We start from the raw sequence: 24,695 nt of genomic DNA on the forward strand, positions 1-24,695 counted from the left end.
TCACAGATCGGCAGGCAGTGGCTCTTTCAGCCATTGCATTGCATTCTTTTCCAGGCTGCCGTCAGCTTTTGCCGCGACCAGGATCTGGTTGACCTTCTCCAGCAACGCCGGCTCGTTCTTGTTCACGCCGACGTACACCGGCGAATCCTTGAGTTTCACTTTCAGCGCCGGCACGCGTTTCGGGTTGCGCTCGCTGATCGCCACCATCACTACGTTGCCGCTGGCGATGAGGTCGACCTGGCCGGCCAAGTAGGCGGCGATGGTCGAGTTGTTGTCTTCGAAGCGCTTGATCGTGGCCTCTTTGGGTGCCACGGCGGTCAGCTCGATGTCTTCAATGGCGCCACGGGTCACGCTGATGGTCTTGCCCTTGAGGTCGTCGGTGGTGCTGATCGCCGCGTCAGGCGGGCCGAATACGGCGAGGTAGAACGGTGCATAGGCCCGGGAGAAGTCGATGACCTTTTCGCGCTCGGGGTTTTTACCCAGGCTGGAAATCACCAGGTCGACCTTGCCAGTGGTGAGGAACGGAATGCGGTTGGTGCTGTTGACCGGGGTCAGTTCCAGCTTGACCTTGAGCTGGTCGGCCAGCAGCTTGGCGGTGTCGATGTCCAGGCCGCGAGGCTTCATGTCCGGGCCGACCGAGCCGAAGGGCGGGAAGTCCTGGGGCACGGCGACCTTGAGGGTGCCACGGGCGACAATATCGTCCAGACCGTTGGCCTGGGCGGGTGCCTGGCTCAGCATCAGGCTGGCAAACAGGGCAGTGAGCAGGGCGCTGTAGCGCTTGGTCATGGCAACTCTCCGAGAAGGGCGAAGGAATTTTCTGATTTTGCTCAGTGCACAGCCCATGCCAGCCCTCTCGGAATCGTCTGAAGGGCCGGGATTTGTTGAGGTTTGGTGGTCTTACTGGTCTGAACAGTCAGATGGCTTTTCGCACCTTTTTCGAGCGCCGGTAAAACCCCGCGAGCCCCTTTGGGGCGTGGCTTGCCGTGGCCTTCGAATAGCTTTACAACTAGCCGCTCTGATGACGAGAACCTTGAGTTTTTTATGAATTCCATCGCCCAAGCCGTACCGGAAGCGGCCCTGCAGGCCATCCGTAAACTGATCAAGGAGCAAGGCTTCGGGCCGGGCGACGCCCTGCCGTCCCAGCGCGACCTGGCGGTGCAGTTGGGGGTGAGTCGGGCGTCATTGCGCGAAGCGTTGTCGTCCCTCAGTGCCCTGGGGGTGGTCAGCGTGCAGCCAGGCAAGGGCGTGTTCGTGCAGGCGGCAGAAGAGGCGCCGGGGTTTGCCTGGCCCTTCGCGGCGCAGGCCACGCCGTTGGATATCTTCCAGTTGCGCTACGCCCTCGAGGGGTTTGCGGCAGGGTTGGCGGCGATGACCTTGACCCTCGATGAGCTGGACAGCCTGGAAGATAACGTCGAGGCGATGCGCAAGGTGCTCAAGGCCGGTGACTTTGAAGCGGCGGCCCGGCTGGACTTCGAATTCCACCAGCGCATCCTCCTGGCCAGCGGCAATCAGGCGATGGTGAGCATCCTGAGTGCCAGCGCCGAGGTGTTCCTGGAGAGCCAGAAACTACCGTTCATCCGGCCGGAGCGGGCCATGGAGACCTGGCAGGAGCACCGCAGGATCCTGCGCGCCCTGGCCCGTCGCGCCAGTGCGGCGGCACAAAAAACCATGCAGGAACACGTGCGCAATGCGGCATTGCGCACTGGCATCGCCTTCGTGACGCCCGTCACGCCCTGAGTCGGGCCATACCCAAACTCATGCGCCATCATAGGAAGACTCAATCAGAGGCGGCTTCCTGAACGGGGGAAGGGCGGCTATGATGGGCAACGTTTTTTTTGCTTACAATCCGGAGACATCCATGAGCAACGATCTTATCAAGCACGTCACCGACGCGACCTTTGAGGCCGAAGTACTCAAGGCTGCTGGCCCGGTGCTGGTTGACTACTGGGCTGAATGGTGTGGCCCTTGCAAAATGATCGCTCCGGTCCTGGACGACATTGCAACCACCTACGAAGGCAAGTTGACCATTGCCAAGCTGAACATCGACGACAACCAGGAAACCCCGGCCAAGCATGGCGTGCGTGGTATCCCTACGTTGATGCTGTTCAAGAACGGCAACGTCGAAGCCACCAAGGTCGGCGCGCTGTCGAAGTCCCAGCTGCAAGCTTTCCTCGACGCGAACATCTAAACGTCGTCAAAAAAGCCCCGCAAATTGCGGGGCTTTTTCGTGAAACAGGGCTAGACGCTCCGAAACTCAGGTGGTACATTCGGCCCCGCACTGGTTTCTCCACTGCCCCCTGCAAGCCGTCGCCGACGCATTCCTTTTCGATTAGTACGCGATCCTGTCGCCTTCTCTGCGGCGCGGCCTCATTAAGCCAAAAGCTTAATTTCCCCCCTCCATAAATGATTACGTCATTCCTATATGAATCTGACTGAACTCAAGCAAAAGCCGATTACCGACCTGCTCCAATTGGCCGAAGAAATGGGCATAGAAAATATGGCCCGTTCGCGCAAGCAGGACGTGATTTTCTCCCTGCTCAAGAAGCACGCGAAAAGCGGCGAGGAAATCTCCGGTGATGGCGTGCTGGAGATTCTCCAGGACGGCTTCGGCTTCCTCCGCTCTGCAGACGCCTCCTATCTCGCCGGCCCAGACGATATCTACGTCTCGCCGAGCCAGATCCGTCGCTTCAACTTGCGCACCGGTGACACCATCGTTGGCAAGATCCGCCCTCCGAAGGAAGGCGAGCGTTATTTCGCCCTGCTCAAGGTCGACACGATCAACTTCGATCGCCCCGAGAACGCGAAAAACAAGATTCTCTTCGAGAACTTGACCCCGCTGTTCCCGACCGTGCGCATGAAGATGGAAGCCGGTAACGGTTCCACCGAAGACTTGACCGGTCGTGTGATCGACCTGTGCGCCCCGATCGGCAAGGGCCAGCGTGGCCTGATCGTGGCACCGCCGAAAGCCGGCAAGACCATCATGCTGCAGAACATTGCCGCGAACATCGCGCGTAACAATCCTGAAGTTCACCTGATCGTGCTGCTGATCGATGAGCGTCCGGAAGAAGTGACCGAAATGCAGCGCACCGTGCGCGGCGAAGTGGTTGCCTCCACATTCGATGAGCCGCCAACCCGCCACGTGCAGGTTGCCGAAATGGTGATCGAAAAGGCCAAGCGCCTGGTCGAGCACAAGAAGGACGTGGTGATCCTGCTCGACTCCATCACCCGTCTGGCCCGTGCCTACAACACCGTGATCCCGAGCTCCGGCAAGGTATTGACCGGTGGTGTCGACGCCCACGCCCTGGAGAAACCGAAGCGTTTCTTCGGCGCCGCGCGCAACATCGAGGAAGGCGGTTCGCTGACCATCATCGCCACCGCGCTGGTTGAAACCGGCTCGAAGATGGACGAAGTGATCTACGAAGAGTTCAAGGGTACCGGCAACATGGAACTGCCCCTGGACCGTCGCATCGCGGAAAAACGCGTCTTCCCGGCCATCAACATCAACCGCTCCGGCACCCGCCGCGAAGAGTTGCTGACTGCCGACGACGAACTGCAGCGCATGTGGATCCTGCGCAAGCTGCTGCACCCGATGGACGAAGTCGCCGCCATCGAGTTCCTGATCGACAAGCTGAAAACCACCAAGACCAACGACGAGTTCTTCCTGTCGATGAAGCGTAAGTAATACGACGTTTCAGGTCCGAAAAAATGGCGCCCCCAGGGGCGCCATTTTTTTTCGTGTGTTTTTTAAGCACCTTCGGCACGCAAATGCACCGCGATAAGCTGCCAGCCGCCGCCAGAGCAGGTAGGATGTACGCCTATTTTACGGGTGGCATGGTTAATGAAATTCAAGGATCTTCGGGATTTCGTGCAGCAACTTGAGCAGCGCGGAGAGTTGAAACGTATCCAGATGCCGATTTCGCCGGTGCTGGAAATGACTGAGATTTGCGACCGTACCCTGCGCAACAAGGGCCCGGCGCTGCTGTTCGAGAAGCCGACCGGTTTCGATATCCCGGTGCTCGGCAACCTGTTCGGCACCCCCGAGCGCGTGGCGTTTGGCATGGGCGCCGAGTCGGTCAGCGAACTGCGCGAGATCGGCAAGCTGCTGGCGTTCCTCAAGGAGCCTGAGCCACCCAAGGGCCTCAAGGATGCCTGGTCGAAGCTGCCGATCTTCCGCAAGATCATTGCCATGGCGCCCAAGGTGGTCAAGGACGCGGTGTGCCAGGAAGTGGTCATAGAAGGCGATGACGTCGACCTTGCCATGCTCCCCGTGCAAACCTGCTGGCCCGGCGATGTCGGCCCGCTGATCACCTGGGGCCTGACCGTCACCAAGGGCCCGAACAAGGACCGCCAGAACCTCGGCATCTATCGCCAGCAAGTGATCGGCCGCAACAAGGTGATCATGCGTTGGCTGAGCCACCGTGGCGGCGCCCTGGATTTCCGCGAGTGGTGCGAGAAGCACCCCGGCAAGCCGTTCCCGGTGTCCGTGGCCCTCGGCGCCGACCCGGCGACCATCCTCGGTGCCGTCACCCCGGTGCCGGACAGCCTTTCCGAGTACGCCTTCGCCGGCCTGTTGCGCGGTAACCGTACCGAACTGGTGAAGTGCCGCGGCAACGACCTGCAAGTGCCGGCCACCGCCGAAATCATCCTCGAAGGTGTGATTCACCCTGGCGAGATGGCGGATGAGGGCCCTTACGGCGACCACACCGGCTACTACAACGAAGTCGACAGCTTTCCGGTGTTCACCGTCGAGCGCATCACCCATCGGATCAAGCCGATCTACCACAGCACCTACACCGGCCGTCCGCCGGATGAGCCGGCAATTCTCGGCGTGGCGCTGAACGAAGTGTTCGTGCCGATCCTGCAGAAGCAATTCCCGGAGATCACCGATTTCTACCTGCCGCCCGAAGGCTGCTCGTACCGCATGGCCATCGTGACCATGAAGAAGTCGTACCCGGGCCATGCCAAGCGCGTCATGCTGGGTGTGTGGTCGTTTTTGCGACAGTTCATGTACACGAAGTTCGTTATCGTCACCGACGACGACATCAACGCCCGCGACTGGAACGACGTGATCTGGGCCATCACCACGCGCATGGACCCCAAGCGCGACACGGTGATGATCGACAACACGCCGATCGACTACCTCGACTTCGCCTCGCCGGTGTCGGGCCTGGGGTCGAAGATGGGCCTGGATGCCACGCATAAATGGCCGGGCGAAACCACCCGCGAGTGGGGTCGGGTCATCGTCAAGGATGAAGCCGTGACGGCGCGTGTCGATGCGATCTGGAAAGAATTGGGAATAGATTGATGCGTGTAACCCTGCAACCTTCCGGCGCGGTGCTGGAGCTGGTCCCCGGCGAGCGAATCCTCGAAGGCGCGCGTCGCCTGGGCTATGAGTGCCCCCAGGCATGCCGCAATGGGGTGTGCCATGTGTGTGCCGCGTTGCTGGTTGAGGGCCGGGTGCAACAAGGCGGTGAGGTGCGTGACCACGGTGAGTTCTACACCTGCATCGCGGAGCCGCTGGAAGATTGCATTGTATTGTGGGATGGCGTGCTGGCGCCGGGAGAGTTGCCGTTGCGCAAGTTGTCGTGCCAATTGAGTGAGTGTGTGGATGTCGGTGGCGATGTGTGGCGCGTGCGCCTGCGGGCTCCGGCCGGCAAGGCCGTGCGTTACCACGCCGGGCAATACCTGATGATCGAACGGGAAAACGGTGAGAAGTCGGCGTTTTCCCTGGCGTCGGCGCCTCACGCCGGGCGCGAGCTGGAGCTGCATGTGCTGGTCCGCGAAGACAGCGCGCGCAGCCTGTTGGAGCAGCTGCAGCGCAACCAGATGGCGCGTATCGAACTGCCGTTCGGTGACACCCACCTGGCGGAGCTACCGGACGGGCCGCTGGTGTTAATCGCCGCCGGCACTGGCATGGCGCAGATGCACAGCCTGATCGAGCACTGCCGCGCATCCGGCTTCAAGCACCCGGTGCACCTGTATTGGGGCGTGCGTCGACCGGAAGATTTCTACCAGATCGAGCATTGGGACCAGTGGCAGCAACTGCCCAACCTGTTCCTGCACAAGGTTGTCAGCGACCTGTGCGGCTGGGAAGGGCGCTGCGGCCTGCTGCATGAAGCCGTGTGCGAAGACATTGCCGACCTCAAGACGGTGCATGTCTACGCCAGCGGCTCACCGGCGATGATCTACGGCACCCTGGACGCGCTGGTCGACGCCGGCATGGATGCACACCAGATGCGCGCCGATGTGTTCGCCTACGCGCCTCGGCCCTGAGCCGAGCAAACATCACGGGTATTTGCCGATCAATTGCGGGAGCTGGCTTGCTCGCGAAGGCGCCAGATCAGCCGCCCTCTTCAGCGACTGATACACCGCTTTCGCGAGCAAGCCCGCTCCCACAGTTTTGATCGCTGTTCGGGCTGGAGGGCCGGGGTGCTGCACCGGCATTTGAGCGGTCGATACAACTCGGTTCCAACCTTGAAATACAGTCCAAATGTGGGAGCTGGCTTGCCTGCGATAGCGGTGGGTCAGCGCAATATCTGCTGACTGGCATACCGCAATCGCAAGCCCGCTCCCACATTGGCTCGCACCGTGTCAGCTTCAGAAGCGCACGCCAGTCGTCACCATCGCCGCATTGAACCCCAACAGTACAAACTCTGCCGCCACCGGCCCGTAATGGGTGCCTACCGACGGAATGATCACCGGTGCCACGCCGAAACGGTTCAAGGGGATCTTGTCGCGGTACTCGCCGCGATAACCCTGGATCGCCCCGCCTGTCAGCTTCAAGTACACCGGATAGTCCGACATGTCATAGCGCTTGCCCGCGTAGGCGTAGTAGGAACGCTGGCGGAACGAATTGCGAAATGTCGCCCCGCCATACACAAAGCCTGACGCCTTATTGCGTTCCAGGCCGATCAGGTCCTGGTGGTTGTTGTGGTCCGGGTCGGGCGCAAAGTGTCGGGTATAGACACTGGTCTGCGCGTACCAGAAACCTTTGTCGTCGTTGGCCGGCGGTGTCTCTCCGGCCAGCGCAGTGGTGGCCTGGGCGAGAAACAACAGGCCAGGCAGTCGAAATGTCTTCATGGGTGCGACCTCGATAGTCGGTTTGATCGGCGGCTAGGTGGGTCGTGATGTGCGCGCTATTTTGACGGCAGGAGCATTCCCAAGGCTGAACCCGGGCTGAAAGTAACGGGATTGCCACCCTCAATCCTGACGAGTGGGGCGCCGTGCTTATGCATTCGCTTATTCCTTAAAGGTATTTAATTTGTTACATAAATATCTTTAAGCTATATCTCAACGGACTACCGATTTTTTCTTCCAATGACCAACAACTGACCGCTACCGCCCGCCAGCCGGATCGATCGTACGAACTCAGGACACTGACGTTCTGAATTTTGATTTAGGGGAGCGGTATGGGGAGCTACAAGAAACACGCGTTGTACACAGCGATTTTGTCGGCCAATTTGCTGACCGCTGTGGGATTCAATCCAGTCCTGGCGGCGCAAACGCCCGCCGCCGATGCACCCAAACTCGACACCGTCATCGTTACCGGTACCCGCGCCCAGGAGCGCACGGCCAGTGCGTCGCTGTCGCCTATCGATGTGATTTCCGGCGATAGCTTGCGCAGTACCGGCTCCGATGAGCTGGGGGCAGTGTTGGCGCGGCTGATTCCGTCGATCAACTTCCCGCGCCCAAGCCTGGTGGACGGCGCCGAGCTGGTTCGCCCGGCGCAGTTGCGCGGGTTGTCGCCGGACCAGGTGCTCGTGCTGGTCAACGGCAAGCGCCGCCACACCAGCGCGTTCGTCAACCTGGGCGGGGCGGTAGGCCGTGGTTCGGCACCGGCAGACCTCAATGCGATCCCGCTGTCGGCGGTGGACCACATTGAAGTGCTGCGCGACGGCGCTTCCGCGCGCTATGGCTCCGATGCCATTGCCGGGGTGATCAACGTGATCCTCAAGCACGCCGACCATGGCGGCTCGATCTCCAGCAAGTTTGGCGAGTACAAGAAAGGCGATGGTATCCAGCGCAATATCAGCGGCAACACCGGCCTGGCAGTAGGGGACAACGGTTTCATCAACCTCTCGGCCGAGGGGGCGGACAACGATTACACCAACCGCGCCGGTAAAGACTTCCGACCCGCCAGCGTAGGCTCTACCACCTACGGCCAGCAGGTGTTTCGCCAGGGTGAACCGGCCACCAATGAAGGCAAGCTGGCGTTCAACTCCGAGTATTCGTTCAACGATGGGCTGGAGTTCTACACCTTCGGTGGCTATAGCAAGCGGCGGGGCGAGACGGCGGCGTTCTATCGGGCGAGCAATGCCTCCAACAACATTCCGGCGCTCAACCCCAACGGCTACCTGCCGCTGATCAAGGGCAACCTGGAGGACACCTCGCTGGTGGTAGGCCTGCGCGGCCTGCTGGCCTATGACTGGCATTACGATTTGTCGGCCAACTATGGCAAGAACCAATACGAGCTGAGCACCGAAACCATCAACACCTCCCTGGGCCTGGCCACGCCGCGCAAGTTCGATAACGGCACGCTGAGCAACGATCAGAAACAAGTCAGCCTGGACCTGTCCCGTGAGTTCGATGTGGGCTGGCTGCCGTATCCGGTTTCGGTAGCGTTCGGCGGCGAATACCTGCACCAGGGCTACGAGATCGAGGCGGGTGAGCCGGCGTCCTACTACCAGACCGGCAGCTCCGGCCTGGGTGGATTCCGCGATGCCGATGCCGGCACCAGCTCGCGGCATAACTGGGCCCAGTACCTGGACCTGGAAACCAATTTCACCGAGAAACTCAGCGCTTCTGCGGCCGTGCGCCATGAGGACTACAGCGACTTCGGCTCCAATGTCAGCGGCTCGTTGTCGGCGCGTTATGACTTCACGCCGCAGGTGGCCTTGCGGGGCAGTGTCTCGAATGGCTTTCGCGCGCCGTCCCTGGCCCAGCAGAACTTTGCCTACACCTCGTCGCAGTTGATCGGCAGCACTATCCAGGAAGCGGGTACCTTTCCCGCCAACAGCCAGGTCGCCCGCCTGCTCGGCGCTGAAGACCTCAAGGCCGAGAAATCGCGCAACTACAGCCTCGGCCTGGTGCTGGAGCCCGCCGATGACCTGACCGTGACGCTCGATGTCTACCGCATCGACATCCGCGATCGCATCAGCCTGTCGTCGAACCTCAACCTCAACCCGGCGGCCATTGCCTACCTGCAAGCCAATGGCGTCGGCAACATCAACTACACCAGTGCCCGCTATTTCACCAATGCCACCAACACCAGCACCGATGGCGTCGACCTGGTAGCCAACTATCGCTACCAGTTCGATAACGGTATCCGCTGGAACAGCACCGTAGGCTACAACTACAACCACACCAAGGTGACGGACGTGAAGGCCAACCCGGCGATTCTCGACAGCCTGGGCGTGAACCTGCTGCGTGTGGACCGTCGCGAGCGCATCGGTTTGCTCGGCGATACCACGCCGCAGCACAAGCTGAGCCTGGGTAACGACTTCACCTTCGGAAATTGGGCTTTGCACAGCAACCTGGTGCGCTATGGTGAATTCACCAGCTACCAGGCGGACAAGGTCAACGACCAGACCTTCAAGGCCGCCTGGGTGCTGGATTTGTCAGCGGACTACAAGCTGAAGAACTGGACGTTCACCCTGGGCGGCGACAACGTCACCGATAAATACCCGGAAAAGGTCAACGCCTTCGCCAGCAGTGGTGGCAATCTCGCCTATAGCACTTTTTCGCCGTACGGTTACAGCGGCGCGTTTTATTACGGTAAAGTTGCTTACAACTGGTAACACACAGGAGGCGTACCGCTTTTCGCCATGACCGCCATTGAATCCGATCTTTTGCAATTGGCTTACCCTCCGCGGCTCGATCTGGGGCCGCAACTCACTCACGAACAGTTGTTGAGCTCGATGCAGGCCACCATGGGTCGGCACAAGGGTGGGCCGGTCTGGCTATTTGCGTATGGTTCGCTGATCTGGCGCCCTGAATGCTCGTCCACCGAGCGGGTGCGGGCACGGGTCCACGGTTATCACCGGGGCCTGTACCTGTGGTCTCACGAACATCGGGGTACGCCGGAGTTGCCGGGGCTGGTGTTCGGGCTGGATCGCGGGGGTTCCTGCAGCGGATTTGCCTATCGGCTGCCGGAAGATCAGCTGGAAGCGTCGCTCTACGCCCTGTGGCGCCGCGAAATGCCCTATCCCTCGTACCGGCCACATTGGCTCAGTTGCCGTCTTGAAGATGGCAGCCAGGTGCAGGCGTTGGGGTTTGTGTTGGAGCGGCACTTGCCCAGCTACGCCGGCAACTTGCCCGACGAAGTGCTCAATCATGTGCTGGAAAGCGCTTGCGGGCGTTACGGCACGACTCGCGATTATGTCGAGCAGACCGTCAACGCCCTGCGTAGCCACGCCATGCCAGATAAAAACCTGGAGGCGCGGCTCAAGCGGTGTGCCAAGGATTGCTCAGGCGGTTAGCGCGCCGCGCTGACGCTGTTGGTGTGCCACAGCGTGGGGATCAGGAACGCGATAGCCAGCAGGCACGCGGCGATCAGCAGCACAAAACCACCGTCCCAGCCGAAATGGTCCACGGTGTAGCCCATGGCCGCACTCGCCGCCACCGAACCGCCCAGGTAACCGAACAGACCGGTGAAACCCGCAGCTGTACCGGCGGCTTTCTTCGGTGCCAGTTCCAGCGCCTGCAGGCCGATCAGCATCACCGGGCCGTAGATCAGGAAGCCGATGGAGAACAGCGCGATCATGTCGATCACCGGGTTGCCTGGCGGGTTGAGCCAGTACACAAGGGTCGCCACGGTCACCAACGCCATGAACACGATGCCGGTCAGGCCACGGTTGCCCCGGAAGATCTTGTCCGACATCCAGCCGCACAGCAGCGTGCCCGGAATGCCCGCCCACTCATAGAAGAAGTACGCCCAGGACGACTTGTCGACCGTGAAGTGCTTGGCTTCCTTGAGGTAAGTCGGCGCCCAGTCCAGCACGCCGTAGCGCAGCAGGTAGACGAACACGTTGGCGAACGCGATGTACCACAGCATTTTGTTGCGCAGCACGTATTTGACGAAGATTTCCTTGGCGCTGAATTCGTCTTCGTGGCTGGCGTCGTAGCCTTCCGGGTAATCATTCTTGTATTGCTCGATCGGCGGCAGGCCTACCGATTGCGGGGTGTCGCGCATGGTAATGAAGGCGAAGGCCGCCACCAGCAACGCCACGGTGGCCGGGACGTAGAACGCTGCGTGCCAGTCGTTGAACCACGCCATGCCGAGCAGGAACAGCGGGCCGATCAGGCCGCCGCCGACGTTGTGCGCCACGTTCCACACGGAGACCACGCCGCCGCGTTCTTTCTGCGACCACCAGTGCACCATGGTCCGCCCGCTTGGCGGCCAGCCCATGCCCTGGGCCCAACCGTTGATGAACAGCAAAATGAACATCATCGTCACGCTGGACGTGGCCCAAGGCGCGAAACCGAAAATGAACATCACCCCTGCCGACACCAGCAGGCCGAAGGGCAGGAAGTAGCGCGGGTTGGAGCGGTCGGACACCAGGCCCATGAGGAACTTGGACAGGCCGTACGCAATCGCGATGGCCGACATCGCCAGGCCCAGTTCACCTCGGGTGTAACCCTCGTCGATCAGGTAGGGCATGGCCAGCGAGAAGTTTTTACGCAGCAGGTAGTAGCCGGCATAACCGAAGAAAATACCGGCGAAGATCTGCCAGCGCAGGCGTCGGTAAGTGCTGTCTATTTTTTCTTCAGGCAGGGGGGCCTGGTGTGCGGCAGGACGAAAGAAAGCAAACATTCAAGAGCTCCAAATTTCTTGTTTTGACTGCGGATGCGAATGTTACAGTTTCGTTACCGAAAATAGCATTGCCTCTTATCCGCAAATACAGGAAATGGGAGCAATCGCATGTTCTCTTACGAACATGTCGCTAATAGATAAGTGATGGTCGGTATCAGGTCTTGAGGCCCAAGGAGATCAACGGTGGGAGCTGGCTTGCCTGCGAGAGTGGTCTCGCAGCTGCACTTGTGTTGGCTGACCCACCGCTATCGCAGGCAAGCCAGCTTCCACATCAGCCACATTTCAATCGGTCAGCGGGTTTGGACCACGACTTTGCCCACCGCCTTGCGCTGCCCCAGGTCATTGATCGCCTGCGCGGCTTGCTCCAGCGGGTACACCTGCGAGACCAGCGGCTTGAGCTTGCCCTCGGCATACCAACTGAACAGTTGCTGGAAGTTCGCCGCATTGTCCTGCGGCTGGCGTTGCGCAAACGAGCCCCAGAACACCCCGACCACTGCCGCGCCCTTGAGCAGCGCCAGGTTGACCGGCAGTTCCGGGATGCGTCCGCTGGCAAAGCCCACCACCAACAGGCGGCCGTTCCAGGCGATGGCGCGGATGGCCTGGTCAAACAGGTCGCCACCCACTGGGTCGTAGATCACATCGGCGCCGTTGCCGTCGGTCAGGCGCTTGATCTCGTCCTTGAGGCTGGCTTCGCTGTAGTTGATCAACTCATCGGCGCCCGCAGCCTTGGCCACGGCCAGCTTGTCGGCGCTGCTGGCGGCGGCGATCACCCGCGCGCCCATGGCCTTGCCGATTTCCACGGCGGCCAGGCCGACGCCACCGGAGGCACCGAGGACCAGCAGGGTTTCGCCGGGTTGCAGGTTGGCGCGCTGTTTCAGCGCGTGCATCGAAGTGCCGTAGGTCATGCTGAAGGCGGCGGCGGTGTTGAAGTCCATGCTCGGCGGGATCGGCAGCACGTTATAGCCGGGCACCGCGACCTGTTCGGCAAAGCTGCCCCAGCCGGTCAGCGCCATGACCCGGTCACCGACTTTCAGGTGGCTGACCTTTTCTCCCACTTCACTGACTACGCCCGCCGCTTCGCCACCCGGCGAGAACGGGAAGGGCGGCTTGAACTGGTACTTGCCCTCGATGATCAGGGTGTCCGGGAAATTCACCCCGGCGGCATGCACGTCCAGCAGGATTTCGTTCTTCTTGATCGTAGGGCTTGCGGTCTCTTCCAGCACCAGGGTTTCGGCGGGGCCGAAGGCTTTGCACAGCACAGCTTTCATCGGACTATTCCTTTTGGCATCGTGGCCGATAAGTGTAGGAGGGTACGCCCGTGGGTCAACGAGCATGCCCCGGCCTGATAAGCCGCCATAAGCTTGTACTCAGCCTTGCTAGCGTTATGCTACCGGGCAACCGAATTTGAGGAATGAACTGTGAAAGCGTGGATCCTGTTGATGCTGGCCCTGACCTTGCCGATGGCAGCGCAGGCCGAAGAAGCCAAAGAAGGCGAGGCGCCGAAGGTCAGCTATATCAGCCTGAGCCCGCCGTTCGTGGGCAACTACGGCCTGGACGGCACGGCGAAACTCAAGGTATTCAAGGCCGACATCGCCCTGCGCGTCACTGGCCCCGAGGCTGCCGCAGCGGTCAAAGCCAACGATGCGTTGATCCGTAACCAGCTGGTAGCGCTGTTCACCCAGCAGACCAGCGAGACCATGAGCACCATTGAAGGCAAGGAAAAGCTGCGCCAGGAAGCCCTCAAGCAGACCCAGCAAGTGATGAACGACGAGACGGGCAAACCGGTGGTGGAAGACCTGTTGTTCAACAACCTGATCATCCAGTAACGCGGCAGAACAGGCCTGTCGTGGCGAGCGGGCTTGCCCCGCGTTGGGTGGCGAAGCCGCCCCGAAACCGTACGCCTCGGTGTGTCTGAAGAAATGTGAAACTCGATCAGGGCAGCTGCGCAGCCCAACGCGGGGCAAGCCCGCTCGCCACAACAAGCCCGCTCGCCGAGAACCGGTTCATAGACGTTAGGAGGCCAGGCTTTTACGGAACCTGGCCAACGCCACCGCAAAAAACAGCAAGCCAATCCCCGCCAGCGCCAACAAGTCAGGCCACACCACGCTCACCCCCGCATCCCGAAACAGAATCGCCGCGCTCAGGCTTACAAAGTGTGTCGAAGGCGAGCCCTGCATCACCCACTGCAACCATTCGGGCATGCTGTCCAGCGGCGTGCTACCGCCGGAGAGCAACAGCATCGGGATGATCACCGGGATCGCCAGCAAGCCGAACTGTGGTGTCGAGCGGGCCAGGGTGGCGAGGAAGATACCCAGCGCGGTGCTGGCAAACAGGTACAGCGCCGTCACTAACAGAAACAGGCTCAGGGATCCGGCCAGCGGCACGCCGAGCAAGCCTTTGACCACCACCTCCAGCGACAGCCAGGTACACAGCACCACCACCAGCATGTTGCTCCAGATTTTCGCCAGCATGATTTCCAGCGCCGTCAGCGGCAGCACCAGCAGGTGATCAAGGGTGCCGTGCTCGCGCTCGCGCAGCAGCGCGGTGCCGGTCAGGACGATGGCGAGGATGGTGATGTTGTTGACGATCTGGATCACCGCCAGGAACCAGCCGCCCTCCAGGTTGGTGTTGAACAGCGCCCGGGTGGTCAGCAGGGCGGGCGTCTTGCCCGCAGCATCGGTTTGACCGCTGTAGTTGAGCAATTCGCGCTGGAAAATCCGCCCGATGTAGCCCGCGCCCATGAATGCCTGGCTCATCGCCGTGGCGTCGACATTCACCTGCACGCCTGGCTGGCGACCGGCCAACAGGTCGGCCTGGAAGTTTGCCGGCACGTTGATCACGAAGGTGTATTCACCGCTGTCCATGACCTTGTCCAACTGGTCGTAGGCCAGCGGCGCAGGCGTCTGGAACTCCGGTGGTTGCAGGGCTTCGGCCATCTGTCGTGAAAGTGCACTGTGGTCTTCATCGACAAATGCCACGCTGGCGTTGTGCACGCCAATCACCGAGCCGGCGGCGGGCATGTAGATGGCCACGGTAAAGGCGTAGAACAGAAACAGCAGCAGCACGCTGTCGTGACGCAGGCTGGTGAGTTCCTTGAGGCCCAGGCGCAGGATGTGAGAGAGCGTGTGCATCAGGCCTCCTGCTTCTTGAGCATGACCAGGCTCAGCCCGGTGAACCCGACGAAAAATCCGAACAGCGCCAGGCACTGTGGCCATAACTGGCGCAGGTCGAGGGCTTTGGTGAAGGTGCCCACGGCAATATCCAGGAAGTGTCCGGCCGGAAACAGCGTGCCCATCAGGGCGGCCGCACCTTCCAGGGACGAGCGCGGCACGATCAGCCCGGAGAACTGGATGGTCGGCAGGCTGGTGATGATCATGGTGCCGAGGATCGCGGCGATCTGGGTGCGGGTGAATGCGGAAATCAGCAGGCCCATGCTGGTGGTGGCCAGCACGTACAGCAGGCCGCCGAATGCCAGGGTCAGGCCGCTGCCCTTGAATGGCACGCCGAACAGCCAGCGGTTCATCGCCACCAACAGCGCCAGGTTGACCAGGCTCACCGCGAGGTACGGCGCCTGCTTGCCGAGCAGGAATTCCAGGCGGGTCAGCGGTGTGGCATAGAAGTTGGTGATCGAGCCCAGTTCCTTCTCGCGCACGATGCCCAGGGCGGTGAGCATTGCCGGGATAAACGCTAGGATCAGTGCCATCACTCCAGGACCGATGGCATTCACGCTGACCACGTCCTGGTTATAGCGAAAGCGCGTTTCGAGTTTGACGGCAGCCTGGCTGCTGCGGGGCAGGCTGCTCAGTTCGGCCAGTTGCTGGAGATTGCCCTGGTGCACCGCTTCCACATAGTTACGGCTGGTTTCCGCCCGAAACGGCATGCCACCGTCGAGCCACGCAGCTACCGTGGGTTGGCGACCGGCGTAGAGGTCACGTCCGAAACCCGGCGGGATTTCCAGGGCCAGTTTGATTTCCGAACGTTGCAGGCGCCGGTGCAACTCGGTGGCGTCGCGGATGGCGGGTTGTTCGGCGAAATAGCGCGAGCTGCGAAAGGCTTCCAGGTAGGCGCGGCTTTGCGGCGTCTGGTCCTGGTCGTAGACGGCGAAGGCGAGATTTTCCACGTCCAGGGAAATGCCGTAGCCGAAGATCACCATCATGAACATCGCCCCAAGCAGGGCAAACGCCATGCGCACCTTGTCGCGCAGCAGCTCTTTGCCTTCACGACTCGCCACCGCCAACAGGCGCGAGAGGCTGAAACCGCGCTTGCTGACCGGCGGCGTGCTGGTTTCGCTGACGGTTTGCGCGGGCGCAGTGGGTTCGGTTTCGCCCTGGGCTTGCTCCAGGCAGGTGACGAATGCGGCCTCCAAGGTGTCGCCGTGGAACTGCCGCTGCAGCGCGTCCGGCGTATCACAGGCCAGCACCTTGCCCGCATGCATCAAGGAGATGCGATCACAGCGTTGGGCTTCGTTCATAAAGTGGGTGGACAGGAAAATCGTCACGCCTTGTTCGCGCGACAGCTCGACCAACAGCCGCCAGAAATCATCCCGCGCCGCCGGGTCGACGCCCGAGGTCGGTTCATCGAGGATCAGCACTTCCGGGCGGTGCAGCACCGCCACTGCCAAGGACAAACGCTGGCGCAGGCCCAGAGGCAGCTCGCCGGACGGCTGCTCGGCGACGTCACCGAGGTCGAAGCGCTGGATCAGCTCATCGATGCGCGGGCCGCTGTCGGCCTTGGGCAGGTCGAACAATTGCGCGTGCAACACCAGGTTCTGGCGCACGCTGAGTTCGCCGTACAGCGAGAAACTCTGCGACATGAAGCCCACACGCTTGCGGGTGGCCAGGTCCTTGGCATTTACCGGATTGCCCAGCAGCATGGCACTGCCTTCAGTGGCCGGCATCAGCCCGGTGAGGACTTTCATGGTGGTGGTCTTGCCACATCCGTTGGAGCCGAGGAAGCCGAAAATCTCTCCCCGCCCAATCGCGAAGCTGACCTTGTTCACCGCAGTGAAATCCCCAAAGCGCAGGGTCAGGTCGTGGGCTTCGATGGCGATATCAGTGTTGGCGTTTTCCCTTGGCGGGATCACCAGTGGCTGGTTGTTGTGGGCGCTGTCGCCCTGGAAGTGCGTAAACGCTTCATCCAGTTTGCCGCTGGGTGTCGTCGCCGCCAGGTCCCGGCTCAGGCCATCGGCGATCAGCTTGCCACGGTCGAGCATCAGGCAATGTTCGAACTGCTCGGCCTCTTCCATGTAGGCCGTGGCCACCAGCAATGTCAGTTGCGGGCGCTCGCTGCGCACGGTTTCCACCAGTTCCCAGAAGCGCCGGCGCGACAGCGGGTCGACGCCGGTGGTGGGTTCGTCGAGGATCAACAGGTCCGGGTCGTGGATCAGTGCACAGCACAGGCCGAGCTTCTGTTTCATGCCGCCGGAGAGCTTGCCGGCAGGGCGCTCGGCGAAACGGGCGAGGTCGGTGGCCAGCAGCAGGTTGTGCATGCGCTGGTCGCAATCGGCTTTCGACAGGCCGAACAGTGTCGCGAAGAAGCGAATGTTCTCGCTGATCGACAGTTCGGGATACAGGTTGCCGCCCAGGCCCTGGGGCATGAACGCGATGCGCGGGTAGAGGCTGTTGCGATGACGACGATCGGCGATGGAGCCGCCGAGCACTTCCAACTGGCCGTCCTGCAGTTTCTTGACCCCGGCGATCAGCCCCAGCAGGCTCGACTTGCCCGCGCCATCCGGGCCGATCAGCCCGCAGCGAGTGCCCGCGGGCAGGCTGAAGGCGATGTCCAGCAGTGCCTGTTGTTTGCCGTAGCGGTGGTTGATCCCGGTGGCGTGCAGCGCCAGGCCGGTCATTGCAGGTTGGCCGGCCAGTCGATATCCGCCGTACGCACATAGCCAGCGCCGGGCATGCCGGGCTTGGCTTGCGGCACGGCGCTGGGTTCGGTCAGGCGCAGTTTGACGCGAAACACCAGTTTCTGGCGTTCGTCGCGGGTTTCGACTTCCTTGGGGGTGAACTGGGATTTGGCCGCGACAAAGCTGATCTTGGCCGGCAGCGGCTGATCGGGCAGGGCGTCGAGCAGCACGCGCGCCTCACTGCCGACGGTCAGGCGACCGGTGACGGAGGCGGGCAGGTAGAGGTTCATGTACTGGTCCTGCGGATCGATCAACAACAGCACGCGCCCCCCGGCGCCAAGCACTTCACCGGGCTCGGCCAGGCGCAGCTGGATAATCCCGTCGATGGGCGCGCGCAGGCTGCTGTCATCGATTTCGCTGGTGAGCTGGGCGACCTGGGCCTGGGCGGCGCCAATCGCGGCTTTCACCGAATTGACCTGGGCTTGCGCGGCAATCACGGCGGCATTGCCGGTGTTCTGGCGTGCCTGCTGTTGATCGATCAACTGGCTGCTGGCGAAGCCGCGCTTGTACAACTCCTGGGTCCGCTTGAGTTCCTGGTTGGCGAGCAATTGCTCGCTCTGGCGCAGTTGCACATTGGCCTCGGCGGCGGCGAAGTTTTCCCTGGCGCGCAGCACCTCGGCTTCGGCCTGGGCGCGCTGGGCCTCCAGGGTGCGGGTGTCCATGCGGGCCAGCAGTTGGCCCTTGAGCACTTTGTCGCCTTCATCCACCCGCACTTCGGCGAGGCGCCCAGGGATCTTCGCGGCGATCTGCACTTCAGTGGATTCCAGGCGGCCGTTACCCATGCTCAGGCCTTCGGGCAGGCGGTCCTGGGTGGACTTCCAGTAACCGAAGCCGCCGGCGGCGACCAGTAACAGGATCAGCAACGTGGCAAATAGCTGGGAGGTGCGGTGGTTCGTCGACATGGGTGCATCCTGCGGCGTTAGCGTCCTAGTTTGACCGGTGTTGCCTCAGCGGGCCTTGATACCGGTCAAATGAAGCGCAAGCCTAACCCGGTTACCGTGCAGATGCATGCGCCGGGAGCGTGACTGCAGGGTTCTGCTCTATCAGCGCAGTGCGAGTATCGCCGACCATTGCTCGGCAGTGACCGGCATCACCGAGAGGCGGCTGCCTTTTTGCACCAGCGGCAGTTCGGCAAGTGCGGCCTGTTGCTTCAAGTAGCCAAGGCCCAGCACGTTGGCAAACGTTTCGACATGAGCGACGTTGATCGCACTCCACGGATTTTTCTCGGCGCTGGCCTTGGCGTCGAAATAGTGGCTGTCGGGTTCCAGTGCGGTGGGATCCGGGTACGCCGCCGCGACGATTTTGCCGATGCCGGCGATGCCTGGCTCGGGGCAACTGGAGTGGTAGAAGAAAAATTGGTCACCCACCGCCATGGCGCGCAGGAAATTTCTCGCCTGGTAGTTGCGCACCCCGTCCCAGCGGGCTTCGCCAAGCTTTTCCAGGCCTTTGATGGAGAGTTCGTCGGGCTCGGATTTCATCAGCCAGTAGGCCATTTTGGGGCTCCTGAAACAGGCATTGGGAAAGTTGTCAGGCAATTCCATGACAAACCGACAGTCGGTTGGCGCCAAGGTTTGCGTGTTGGTTCACGTTAACGCAGAATGCCGGGATTTTAAGCTTGACGCAGCTGCAACGGACTACTTTGGAACGTTGTTGTCATCGTGTACGAGGTGCCTGAAGGGGGGCAATCGATGCAACGTAAACCGGATTTACTATGGATTTTGGTGATTTTGTTTGGTCTGGGTGTCGTGACCACCGGGTATGCGCAAAGCCTGTGGTCGAACAAGACCGATGCTCCCGTTGAACTGGCTCAACAGCAGCCACAGCCGTTCAAGCGTTAACCCTTCTTTCAAGGCGCCGCTGACTCCAGTGGCGTCTGTGCGATATACCATCCCTTGTCACTGACAGTGCCCGCCAACGGCACGTCCCAACTCGCCTGCACCAGTCGTTCGACTTTCTGACATTCATGGGCCAGGCCCAGCAGCGTCGGCTTGCGCCAGCTTTGGCGGCGAGCCAGATAGGCCAGGCTGCGGTCGTAGAAACCGCCGCCCATGCCCAGGCGTCCGCCCGCGTCGTCGAATCCCACCAACGGCAGCAGCACCAGGTCCAGCGCCCAGACCTTGCGTTGCCGGCTGAGATTGACCCGGGGCTCAAGGATGCGAAAACGGTTGGGCAAGAGTTTCTCCCCAGGCCGCACGCGCTGGAACACCATCTTGGTCCGTGGCCAGGCGCTGAGCACCGGCAGGTACGTGGCCTTGCCCCGGCGCTGTGCGGCACGCAGCAGCGGGCGCGGATCGATTTCACCGTCCGTCGGCAGGTACAAGGAAATATGTTTGGCCCGGCGAAACAGCGGGTGCTGTGCCAGTTGCCGATACAGGCCTTGGGCGGCCCGGCGCTGCTCGCTCGGCGTGAGGGCGCGGCGGGCGTTGCGCAACATGCGTCGAAGTTGCGGACGAGAAAGCGGCGCAGGTTCGGTCATGGTTTTTCGGCTCATAAAACAATGCCAGTCCTGGGACTGGCATTGATTTGGAATTCAGGCTCCCCGACAGAGCCGCTGTCGACTTAGCCCTTGAACCCGAAAGTTCAAGGTGGAAGAAGCAGTAGGCTTTAAGGCTTTCCGTCTAGCGGACATGCACACCAGCCCAACGTGCAACTTCCAGGGTAGTGCGAATCGGCTCAGGGACATCGCCGACTGGCAAACACGCCAGGGAGTGGGGCGAGTATACCCTAAACCGTCTCGGCAATCAGCCCTTGGGTGCGTCTGAATCGCTGGAAAGCACCAGATCAACACGTTCCAGCAGGTCACGCACCTGCTCGCGCGTCGAGCCGCTGGCCTGCACGTCAGGGCGTTCCTGCTTATGCAGCAAATCGTGGGTGATGTTCAGCGCGGCCATCACGGCGATGCGATCGGCGCCGATGACTTTGCCGCTGCTGCGGATTTCACGCATCTTGCCGTCCAGGTAGCGGGCGGCGCTCACCAGGTTGTTGCGCTCTTCCTGCGGGCAGATGATCGAATACTCTTTGTCGAGGATCTGCACGGTGACGCTATTGCTTGAACTCATGAGTCTTGCTCCAGGGCCTTCAGGCGCGAAATCATCGATTCGACCTTACGCCGGGCGATTTCGTTTTTTTCAATGAGGTGAGCGCGTTCCTCGCGCCAGGTCTTTTCCTGAGCTAATAGGAGTCCGTTTTGACTCTTAAGTTGCTCGACCCGAGTAATTAGCAATTCGAGTCTGGCCATCAGCGCTTGCAGGTCGGTGTCTTCCATTGGGTTCCACTGGATTTGTCTGATGAATGGCAACTGCAGGATAAACGATCTGACGCCCTTGATAGTCTTGGTACGTCTGCCGGTGCTAGGATACAGCGCTCCATTCTAGACATTGCGCCGTCTGGCGCCTAGCTCACCATGCCCATTCAGAACTCCCCGTACGACGCTTTTTCCAAACTGCTGAGCTCCAGCGGCCACCCTTGCTCGCCTGCCGAACTGCACGGCGTGTTGCTCGGTCGCAGCTGCACCGGCGTGGGCTTCGATGCCGACAACTGGCTGGCCGACGTGGCCGAGCTGCTGGAAACCGAACCGACCGAAAACGTGCGTAACGCGCTGATCGGCCTGCAAGAGATGGTCAAGGGCGAACTGACCGGTGATGACGTCACCGTGGTCCTGCTGCTGCCGACCGATGACGCGCCACTCGCCGACCGTGCTGCCGCACTGGGCCAATGGTGCCAGGGTTTCCTGCACGGCTTCGGCGTGAATGCCGGCGGCCTGGACCTGAGCACCGATGCCCAGGAAGTGCTGCAGGACCTGGCGGCCATCTCCCAGGTGCAAGACGCCCTGGAAGAGTCCGAAGACGGCGAAAGCGACTACATGGAAGTCATGGAATACCTGCGCGTCGCGCCGCTGCTGCTGTTCACCGAGACCAAGAAGTCCGCTGAACCGGCCGCCCCCAAGCCGTCGCTGCACTAAGAAAGGACACCCCTCTGCCCATGATCCATATCCCCAAAGCGGAATACACCCGGCGCCGCAAGGCGCTCATGGCGCAGATGGAACCCAACAGCATCGCGATCCTGCCGGCCGCCGCCGTGGCCATTCGCAATCGCGATGTCGAGCATGTCTATCGCCAGGACAGCGACTTCCAGTACCTCAGCGGTTTTCCCGAGCCCGAAGCGGTGATCGTGCTGATGCCCGGTCGCCAGCATGGCGAGTACGTGCTGTTCTGCCGCGAACGCAATGCCGAACGCGAACTGTGGGACGGCCTGCGCGCCGGCACCGAAGGCGCGGTGCGTGACTTCGGCGCCGACGATGCTTTCCCCATCACCGATATCGACGACATTCTGCCCGGCCTGATCGAAGGTCGCGACCGGGTGTACTCGGCCATGGGCAGCAATGCCGAATTCGACCGGCACCTGATGGAGTGGATCAACGTGATCCGCTCTAAAGCGCACCTGGGCGCCCAGCCGCCGAACGAGTTTGTTGCCCTGGATCATCTGCTCCACGACATGCGCCTGTATAAATCGGCGGCAGAAGTGAAGGTGATGCGCGAGGCCGCGCGAATCTCCTGCGCCGCCCACGTGAAGGCGATGCAAGCCAGCCGCGCCGGCCTGTACGAGTTCAGCCTGGAAGCCGAGCTGGATTACGAATTTCGCAAGGGCGGCGCGAAGATGCCGGCCTATGGCTCCATCGTCGCCGCCGGGCGCAACAGCTGCATCCTGCATTACCAGCAGAATGATGCGGTGCTCAAGGACGGCGACCTGGTGCTGATCGACGCCGGTTGCGAGATCGATTGCTACGCCAGCGACATCACGCGCACCTGGCCGGTCAATGGCAAGTTTTCCCCGGAACAGAGGGCGATCTACGAGATTGTGCTGGCCTCCCAGGAAGCCGCCTTTGCCGAGATCGCGCCAAATAAACACTGGAACCAGGCCCATGAGGCAACGGTGCAAGTCATCACCGCGGGGCTGGTAAAGCTGGGACTGCTGCAGGGTGACGTCGACGAACTGATCGCCAGCGAAGCCTACAAACCGTTCTATATGCACCGCGCCGGCCACTGGCTGGGTATGGATGTGCATGACGTGGGCGAGTACAAGGTGGGCGGCGAATGGCGCGTGCTGGAAATCGGCATGGCGTTGACCGTGGAACCGGGCATCTATATTTCGCCGGATAACCAGGCCGTGGCGAAGAAATGGCGTGGCATTGGCGTACGTATCGAGGACGACGTGGTGGTGACCAAGCAAGGCTGTGAAATTCTGACCGGCGGCGTGCCCAAGGCTGTCGCCGAGATTGAAGCACTGATGGCGGCTGCCCGATGAGCCGGGTCAACCTGGCGATTATCGGTGGCGGCCTGGTGGGTGCCAGCCTGGCGCTGGCGTTGCAGGCCGGAGCCAAGGCGCGGGGCTGGAAGATCGTGCTGATCGAGCCCTTCGCGCCGGGCGACAGCTATCAGCCAAGCTACGATGCGCGCTCTTCGGCGCTGTCGTTCGGGGCCCGGCAGATCTATCAGCGTCTGGGCATCTGGCAGGACATTTCCCGCCGCGCCGAGCCGATCAAGCAGATTCATGTGTCGGACCGTGGGCGGTTCTCCACCGCACGCCTGTCCGCCATGGAGGAGGGGGTCCCGGCCCTCGGCTACGTGGTGGAAAACGCCTGGCTGGGCCAATGCCTGTGGCAGGGCCTGGACAAAGACGTGGTGAGCTGGCGCTGCCCGGCGGAAGTCACGCGCATGGAACCGCTGCCGGATGGCTATCGCCTGACCCTCAATGATGAAACCGTGCTTGAGTGCGACTTGGCGGTGCTGGCCGATGGCGGCCGCTCCGGCTTGCGCGAGCAACTGGGCATCGGCGTGAAAACCCGCCCCTACAACCAGAGCGCGCTGATCGCCAACATCACCCCGAGCGAAGCCCATAACGGCGAAGCGTTCGAGCGCTTTACCGATGAAGGCCCGATGGCCTTGCTGCCGCTGCCGGACAACCGCTGCGCGCTGGTCTGGACCCGCATCGGCATGGACGCACAGCGCCTTGCCAACCTTGATGAGCGCAGTTTCCTGAGCGAGCTGCAGGGTGTGTTCGGCTACCGCCTGGGTACCCTGAAGCAAGTGGGCGCGCGTCATCTGTATCCGCTGACCCTGGTGGAAGCCGAAGAACAAGTGCGCTCGCACCTGGCGATCCTCGGCAACGCCGCCCACAGCCTGCATCCGATTGCCGGGCAGGGGTTCAACCTGTCCCTGCGTGATGCGAATGCCTTGGCCGAGGCTTTGTTGGCCGGGCCGGCGGTGCCGGGTGACCTGGCGACCTTGCAAGGCTATCGCGAGCGCCAGCGCCTCGACCAGCAACTGACCGTGGGCTTCTCCGACCAGGTCACGCGGCTGTTTGGCAGTGCGCAACCGTTGGTCGCGCTGGGCCGTAATATGGGGCTGCTGGGGCTGGACCTGTTGCCCCCGGCCAAGCGCTGGTTCGCCCGTCAGGCCATGGGCCTGGGCACGCGTCCCAATGCGTAGCTGGCTTACCCGGCGTGTGGGCAAGGCGCGGCTGCTGCGCTGGTTCTTGACCCTGTACCCGCCGTACCTCGGCGCGGGCGTGCGTGTGCAGGCGCTGAGTGCCGACTTTCGGCATGCCAAGGTGCGCATGGGCCTGGGCTGGTACAACCGCAATTACGTGGGCACGCAGTTTGGCGGCAGCCTGTATTCGATGGTCGACCCGTTCTACATGCTGCTGTTGATGGAAAACCTGGGCCGCGACTATATCGTCTGGGACAAGGCCGCGAGCATCGACTTTGTCTCGCCGGGCAAGGGCCCGGTGTATGCCGAGTTTTCCATCGACGACGCCTTGCTCGATGAGATTCGTCGACAGACCGAGGGTGGCGAGAAGTACCTGCCGCATCTCAAAGTGCAGATTCATGACGGCTCCGGCACCCTGGTGGCGCGGGTCGACAAAACCCTTTACGTGCGGCGCAAGCCGCCAGCGAGACAGGCTTAAAGCATGGAC

The 24,695-nt window shown here is 61.7% G+C and carries 24 protein-coding genes and 1 other RNA gene; 13 read left to right on the plus strand and 12 right to left on the minus strand.

What is annotated here, in order from left to right; all coding sequences use genetic code 11:
• Window positions 1-786, minus strand: coding sequence for a transporter substrate-binding domain-containing protein (locus tag C9990_RS01015; protein WP_065902369.1), 786 nt, complete (start codon window positions 784-786; stop codon window positions 1-3).
• 255 nt (window positions 787-1,041) lie between these two features.
• Between C9990_RS01015 and C9990_RS01020 the strand changes: the two genes are divergently transcribed.
• The 5 genes from C9990_RS01020 to C9990_RS01040 all read left to right on the plus strand — a co-directional run bounded on the left by C9990_RS01020 (window position 1,042) and on the right by C9990_RS01040 (window position 6,273).
• Complete coding sequence (locus tag C9990_RS01020; protein WP_065902368.1) at window positions 1,042-1,737, plus strand: FadR/GntR family transcriptional regulator; 696 nt, start codon at window positions 1,042-1,044, stop codon at window positions 1,735-1,737.
• A gap of 121 nt (window positions 1,738-1,858) precedes the next feature.
• Window positions 1,859-2,188: a thioredoxin TrxA gene (gene trxA / locus C9990_RS01025; RefSeq protein ID WP_015886460.1), complete on the plus strand. Its 330-nt coding sequence runs from the start codon at window positions 1,859-1,861 to the stop codon at window positions 2,186-2,188.
• Window positions 2,189-2,422: 234 nt separating this feature from the next.
• On the plus strand, window positions 2,423-3,682 hold the full coding sequence (gene rho / locus C9990_RS01030; RefSeq protein WP_003176825.1) for a transcription termination factor Rho: 1,260 nt from the start codon (window positions 2,423-2,425) through the stop codon (window positions 3,680-3,682).
• A gap of 156 nt (window positions 3,683-3,838) precedes the next feature.
• Window positions 3,839-5,305, plus strand: a complete 1,467-nt coding sequence (ubiD, locus tag C9990_RS01035) for a 4-hydroxy-3-polyprenylbenzoate decarboxylase (protein ID WP_065902367.1) — start codon at window positions 3,839-3,841, stop codon at window positions 5,303-5,305.
• Complete coding sequence (locus C9990_RS01040) at window positions 5,305-6,273, plus strand: CDP-6-deoxy-delta-3,4-glucoseen reductase (protein WP_106802330.1); 969 nt, start codon at window positions 5,305-5,307, stop codon at window positions 6,271-6,273. Before ubiD ends, C9990_RS01040 begins: the two co-directional genes overlap by 1 nt.
• A gap of 324 nt (window positions 6,274-6,597) precedes the next feature.
• Here C9990_RS01040 and C9990_RS01045 read toward each other — a convergent pair whose 3' ends face one another.
• The gene (locus C9990_RS01045; RefSeq protein WP_106802331.1) at window positions 6,598-7,080 is read right to left on the minus strand and encodes a sn-glycerol-3-phosphate transporter; all 483 of its coding nucleotides are present in this window, start codon (window positions 7,078-7,080) and stop codon (window positions 6,598-6,600) included.
• Window positions 7,081-7,409: 329 nt separating this feature from the next.
• Between C9990_RS01045 and C9990_RS01050 the strand changes: the two genes are divergently transcribed.
• Entirely contained in the window at window positions 7,410-9,797 is a 2,388-nt protein-coding gene (locus C9990_RS01050; protein ID WP_106802332.1) for a TonB-dependent siderophore receptor, read from the plus strand.
• Window positions 9,798-9,824: 27 nt separating this feature from the next.
• Entirely contained in the window at window positions 9,825-10,478 is a 654-nt protein-coding gene (locus tag C9990_RS01055; RefSeq protein WP_065902362.1) for a gamma-glutamylcyclotransferase, read from the plus strand.
• Here C9990_RS01055 and glpT read toward each other — a convergent pair.
• Together glpT and C9990_RS01065 are read right to left on the minus strand one after the other, a co-directional pair.
• Window positions 10,475-11,812, minus strand: coding sequence for a glycerol-3-phosphate transporter (gene glpT / locus C9990_RS01060; protein WP_065902361.1), 1,338 nt, complete (start codon window positions 11,810-11,812; stop codon window positions 10,475-10,477). The genes C9990_RS01055 and glpT overlap by 4 nt on opposite strands.
• Window positions 11,813-12,102: 290 nt before the next feature.
• The gene (locus C9990_RS01065) at window positions 12,103-13,080 is read right to left on the minus strand and encodes an NADPH:quinone oxidoreductase family protein (RefSeq protein ID WP_106802333.1); all 978 of its coding nucleotides are present in this window, start codon (window positions 13,078-13,080) and stop codon (window positions 12,103-12,105) included.
• Window positions 13,081-13,230: 150 nt separating this feature from the next.
• Here C9990_RS01065 and C9990_RS01070 point away from each other — a divergent pair, with 150 nt between their 5' ends.
• Window positions 13,231-13,638: a flagellar basal body-associated protein FliL gene (locus C9990_RS01070; protein WP_065902358.1), complete on the plus strand. Its 408-nt coding sequence runs from the start codon at window positions 13,231-13,233 to the stop codon at window positions 13,636-13,638.
• 186 nt (window positions 13,639-13,824) lie between these two features.
• Here C9990_RS01070 and C9990_RS01075 read toward each other — a convergent pair whose 3' ends face one another.
• The 4 genes from C9990_RS01075 to C9990_RS01090 form a co-directional block, all read right to left on the minus strand.
• Window positions 13,825-14,943: an ABC transporter permease gene (locus C9990_RS01075; protein WP_106802334.1), complete on the minus strand. Its 1,119-nt coding sequence runs from the start codon at window positions 14,941-14,943 to the stop codon at window positions 13,825-13,827.
• A complete protein-coding gene (rbbA, locus tag C9990_RS01080; protein ID WP_106802335.1) occupies window positions 14,943-17,660 on the minus strand; it encodes a ribosome-associated ATPase/putative transporter RbbA in 2,718 nt (905 codons plus the stop codon). Before rbbA ends, C9990_RS01075 begins: the two co-directional genes overlap by 1 nt.
• Window positions 17,657-18,622: an HlyD family secretion protein gene (locus C9990_RS01085; RefSeq protein ID WP_106802336.1), complete on the minus strand. Its 966-nt coding sequence runs from the start codon at window positions 18,620-18,622 to the stop codon at window positions 17,657-17,659. The genes rbbA and C9990_RS01085 overlap by 4 nt, the downstream gene beginning before the upstream one ends.
• 141 nt (window positions 18,623-18,763) lie before the next feature.
• Window positions 18,764-19,213, minus strand: coding sequence for an EVE domain-containing protein (locus tag C9990_RS01090; protein WP_106802337.1), 450 nt, complete (start codon window positions 19,211-19,213; stop codon window positions 18,764-18,766).
• 195 nt (window positions 19,214-19,408) lie between these two features.
• Between C9990_RS01090 and C9990_RS32415 the strand changes: the two genes are divergently transcribed.
• Window positions 19,409-19,558 carry a hypothetical protein gene (locus C9990_RS32415; RefSeq protein WP_010207387.1) on the plus strand — a complete coding sequence of 50 codons (150 nt, stop codon included), beginning with the start codon at window positions 19,409-19,411 and terminating at the stop codon, window positions 19,556-19,558.
• Between the two features lie 8 nt (window positions 19,559-19,566).
• Here the strand turns inward: C9990_RS32415 and C9990_RS01095 are convergent, their stop codons facing one another.
• From C9990_RS01095 to C9990_RS01110, 4 genes are all read right to left on the minus strand, one after another.
• The gene (locus tag C9990_RS01095; RefSeq protein WP_106802338.1) at window positions 19,567-20,196 is read right to left on the minus strand and encodes a 5-formyltetrahydrofolate cyclo-ligase; all 630 of its coding nucleotides are present in this window, start codon (window positions 20,194-20,196) and stop codon (window positions 19,567-19,569) included.
• A gap of 56 nt (window positions 20,197-20,252) precedes the next feature.
• A non-coding RNA gene (ssrS, locus tag C9990_RS01100) (6S RNA) lies at window positions 20,253-20,431 on the minus strand.
• A 30-nt stretch (window positions 20,432-20,461) separates the two neighbouring features.
• Complete coding sequence (locus tag C9990_RS01105) at window positions 20,462-20,779, minus strand: cell division protein ZapA (RefSeq protein ID WP_003176812.1); 318 nt, start codon at window positions 20,777-20,779, stop codon at window positions 20,462-20,464.
• Window positions 20,776-20,985 carry a TIGR02449 family protein gene (locus tag C9990_RS01110; RefSeq protein WP_007982902.1) on the minus strand — a complete coding sequence of 70 codons (210 nt, stop codon included), beginning with the start codon at window positions 20,983-20,985 and terminating at the stop codon, window positions 20,776-20,778. The genes C9990_RS01105 and C9990_RS01110 overlap by 4 nt, the downstream gene beginning before the upstream one ends.
• A 138-nt stretch (window positions 20,986-21,123) precedes the next feature.
• On the opposite strand from C9990_RS01110, the gene C9990_RS01115 reads away from it, so the two are divergent.
• Genes C9990_RS01115 through C9990_RS01130 form a run of 4 tightly spaced genes read left to right on the plus strand, consistent with a single transcriptional unit; the run spans window position 21,124 to window position 24,686 of the window.
• Window positions 21,124-21,681 (plus strand): YecA family protein, encoded by a 558-nt coding sequence (locus C9990_RS01115; protein ID WP_065902346.1) that lies wholly within the window; start codon window positions 21,124-21,126, stop codon window positions 21,679-21,681.
• Window positions 21,682-21,701: 20 nt separating this feature from the next.
• Window positions 21,702-23,024 carry a Xaa-Pro aminopeptidase gene (gene pepP / locus C9990_RS01120; RefSeq protein WP_106802339.1) on the plus strand — a complete coding sequence of 441 codons (1,323 nt, stop codon included), beginning with the start codon at window positions 21,702-21,704 and terminating at the stop codon, window positions 23,022-23,024.
• A complete protein-coding gene (gene ubiH / locus C9990_RS01125) occupies window positions 23,021-24,208 on the plus strand; it encodes a 2-octaprenyl-6-methoxyphenyl hydroxylase (protein ID WP_065902342.1) in 1,188 nt (395 codons plus the stop codon). The genes pepP and ubiH overlap by 4 nt, the downstream gene beginning before the upstream one ends.
• Window positions 24,201-24,686: a DUF4442 domain-containing protein gene (locus C9990_RS01130; protein WP_065902340.1), complete on the plus strand. Its 486-nt coding sequence runs from the start codon at window positions 24,201-24,203 to the stop codon at window positions 24,684-24,686. Before ubiH ends, C9990_RS01130 begins: the two co-directional genes overlap by 8 nt.
• The last annotated feature ends 9 nt before the right edge of the window (window positions 24,687-24,695 follow it).

This window comes from Pseudomonas sp. S5D5 (assembly GCF_003013355.1).
GTDB classification, from domain to species: domain Bacteria; phylum Pseudomonadota; class Gammaproteobacteria; order Pseudomonadales; family Pseudomonadaceae; genus Aquipseudomonas; species Aquipseudomonas aylmerensis.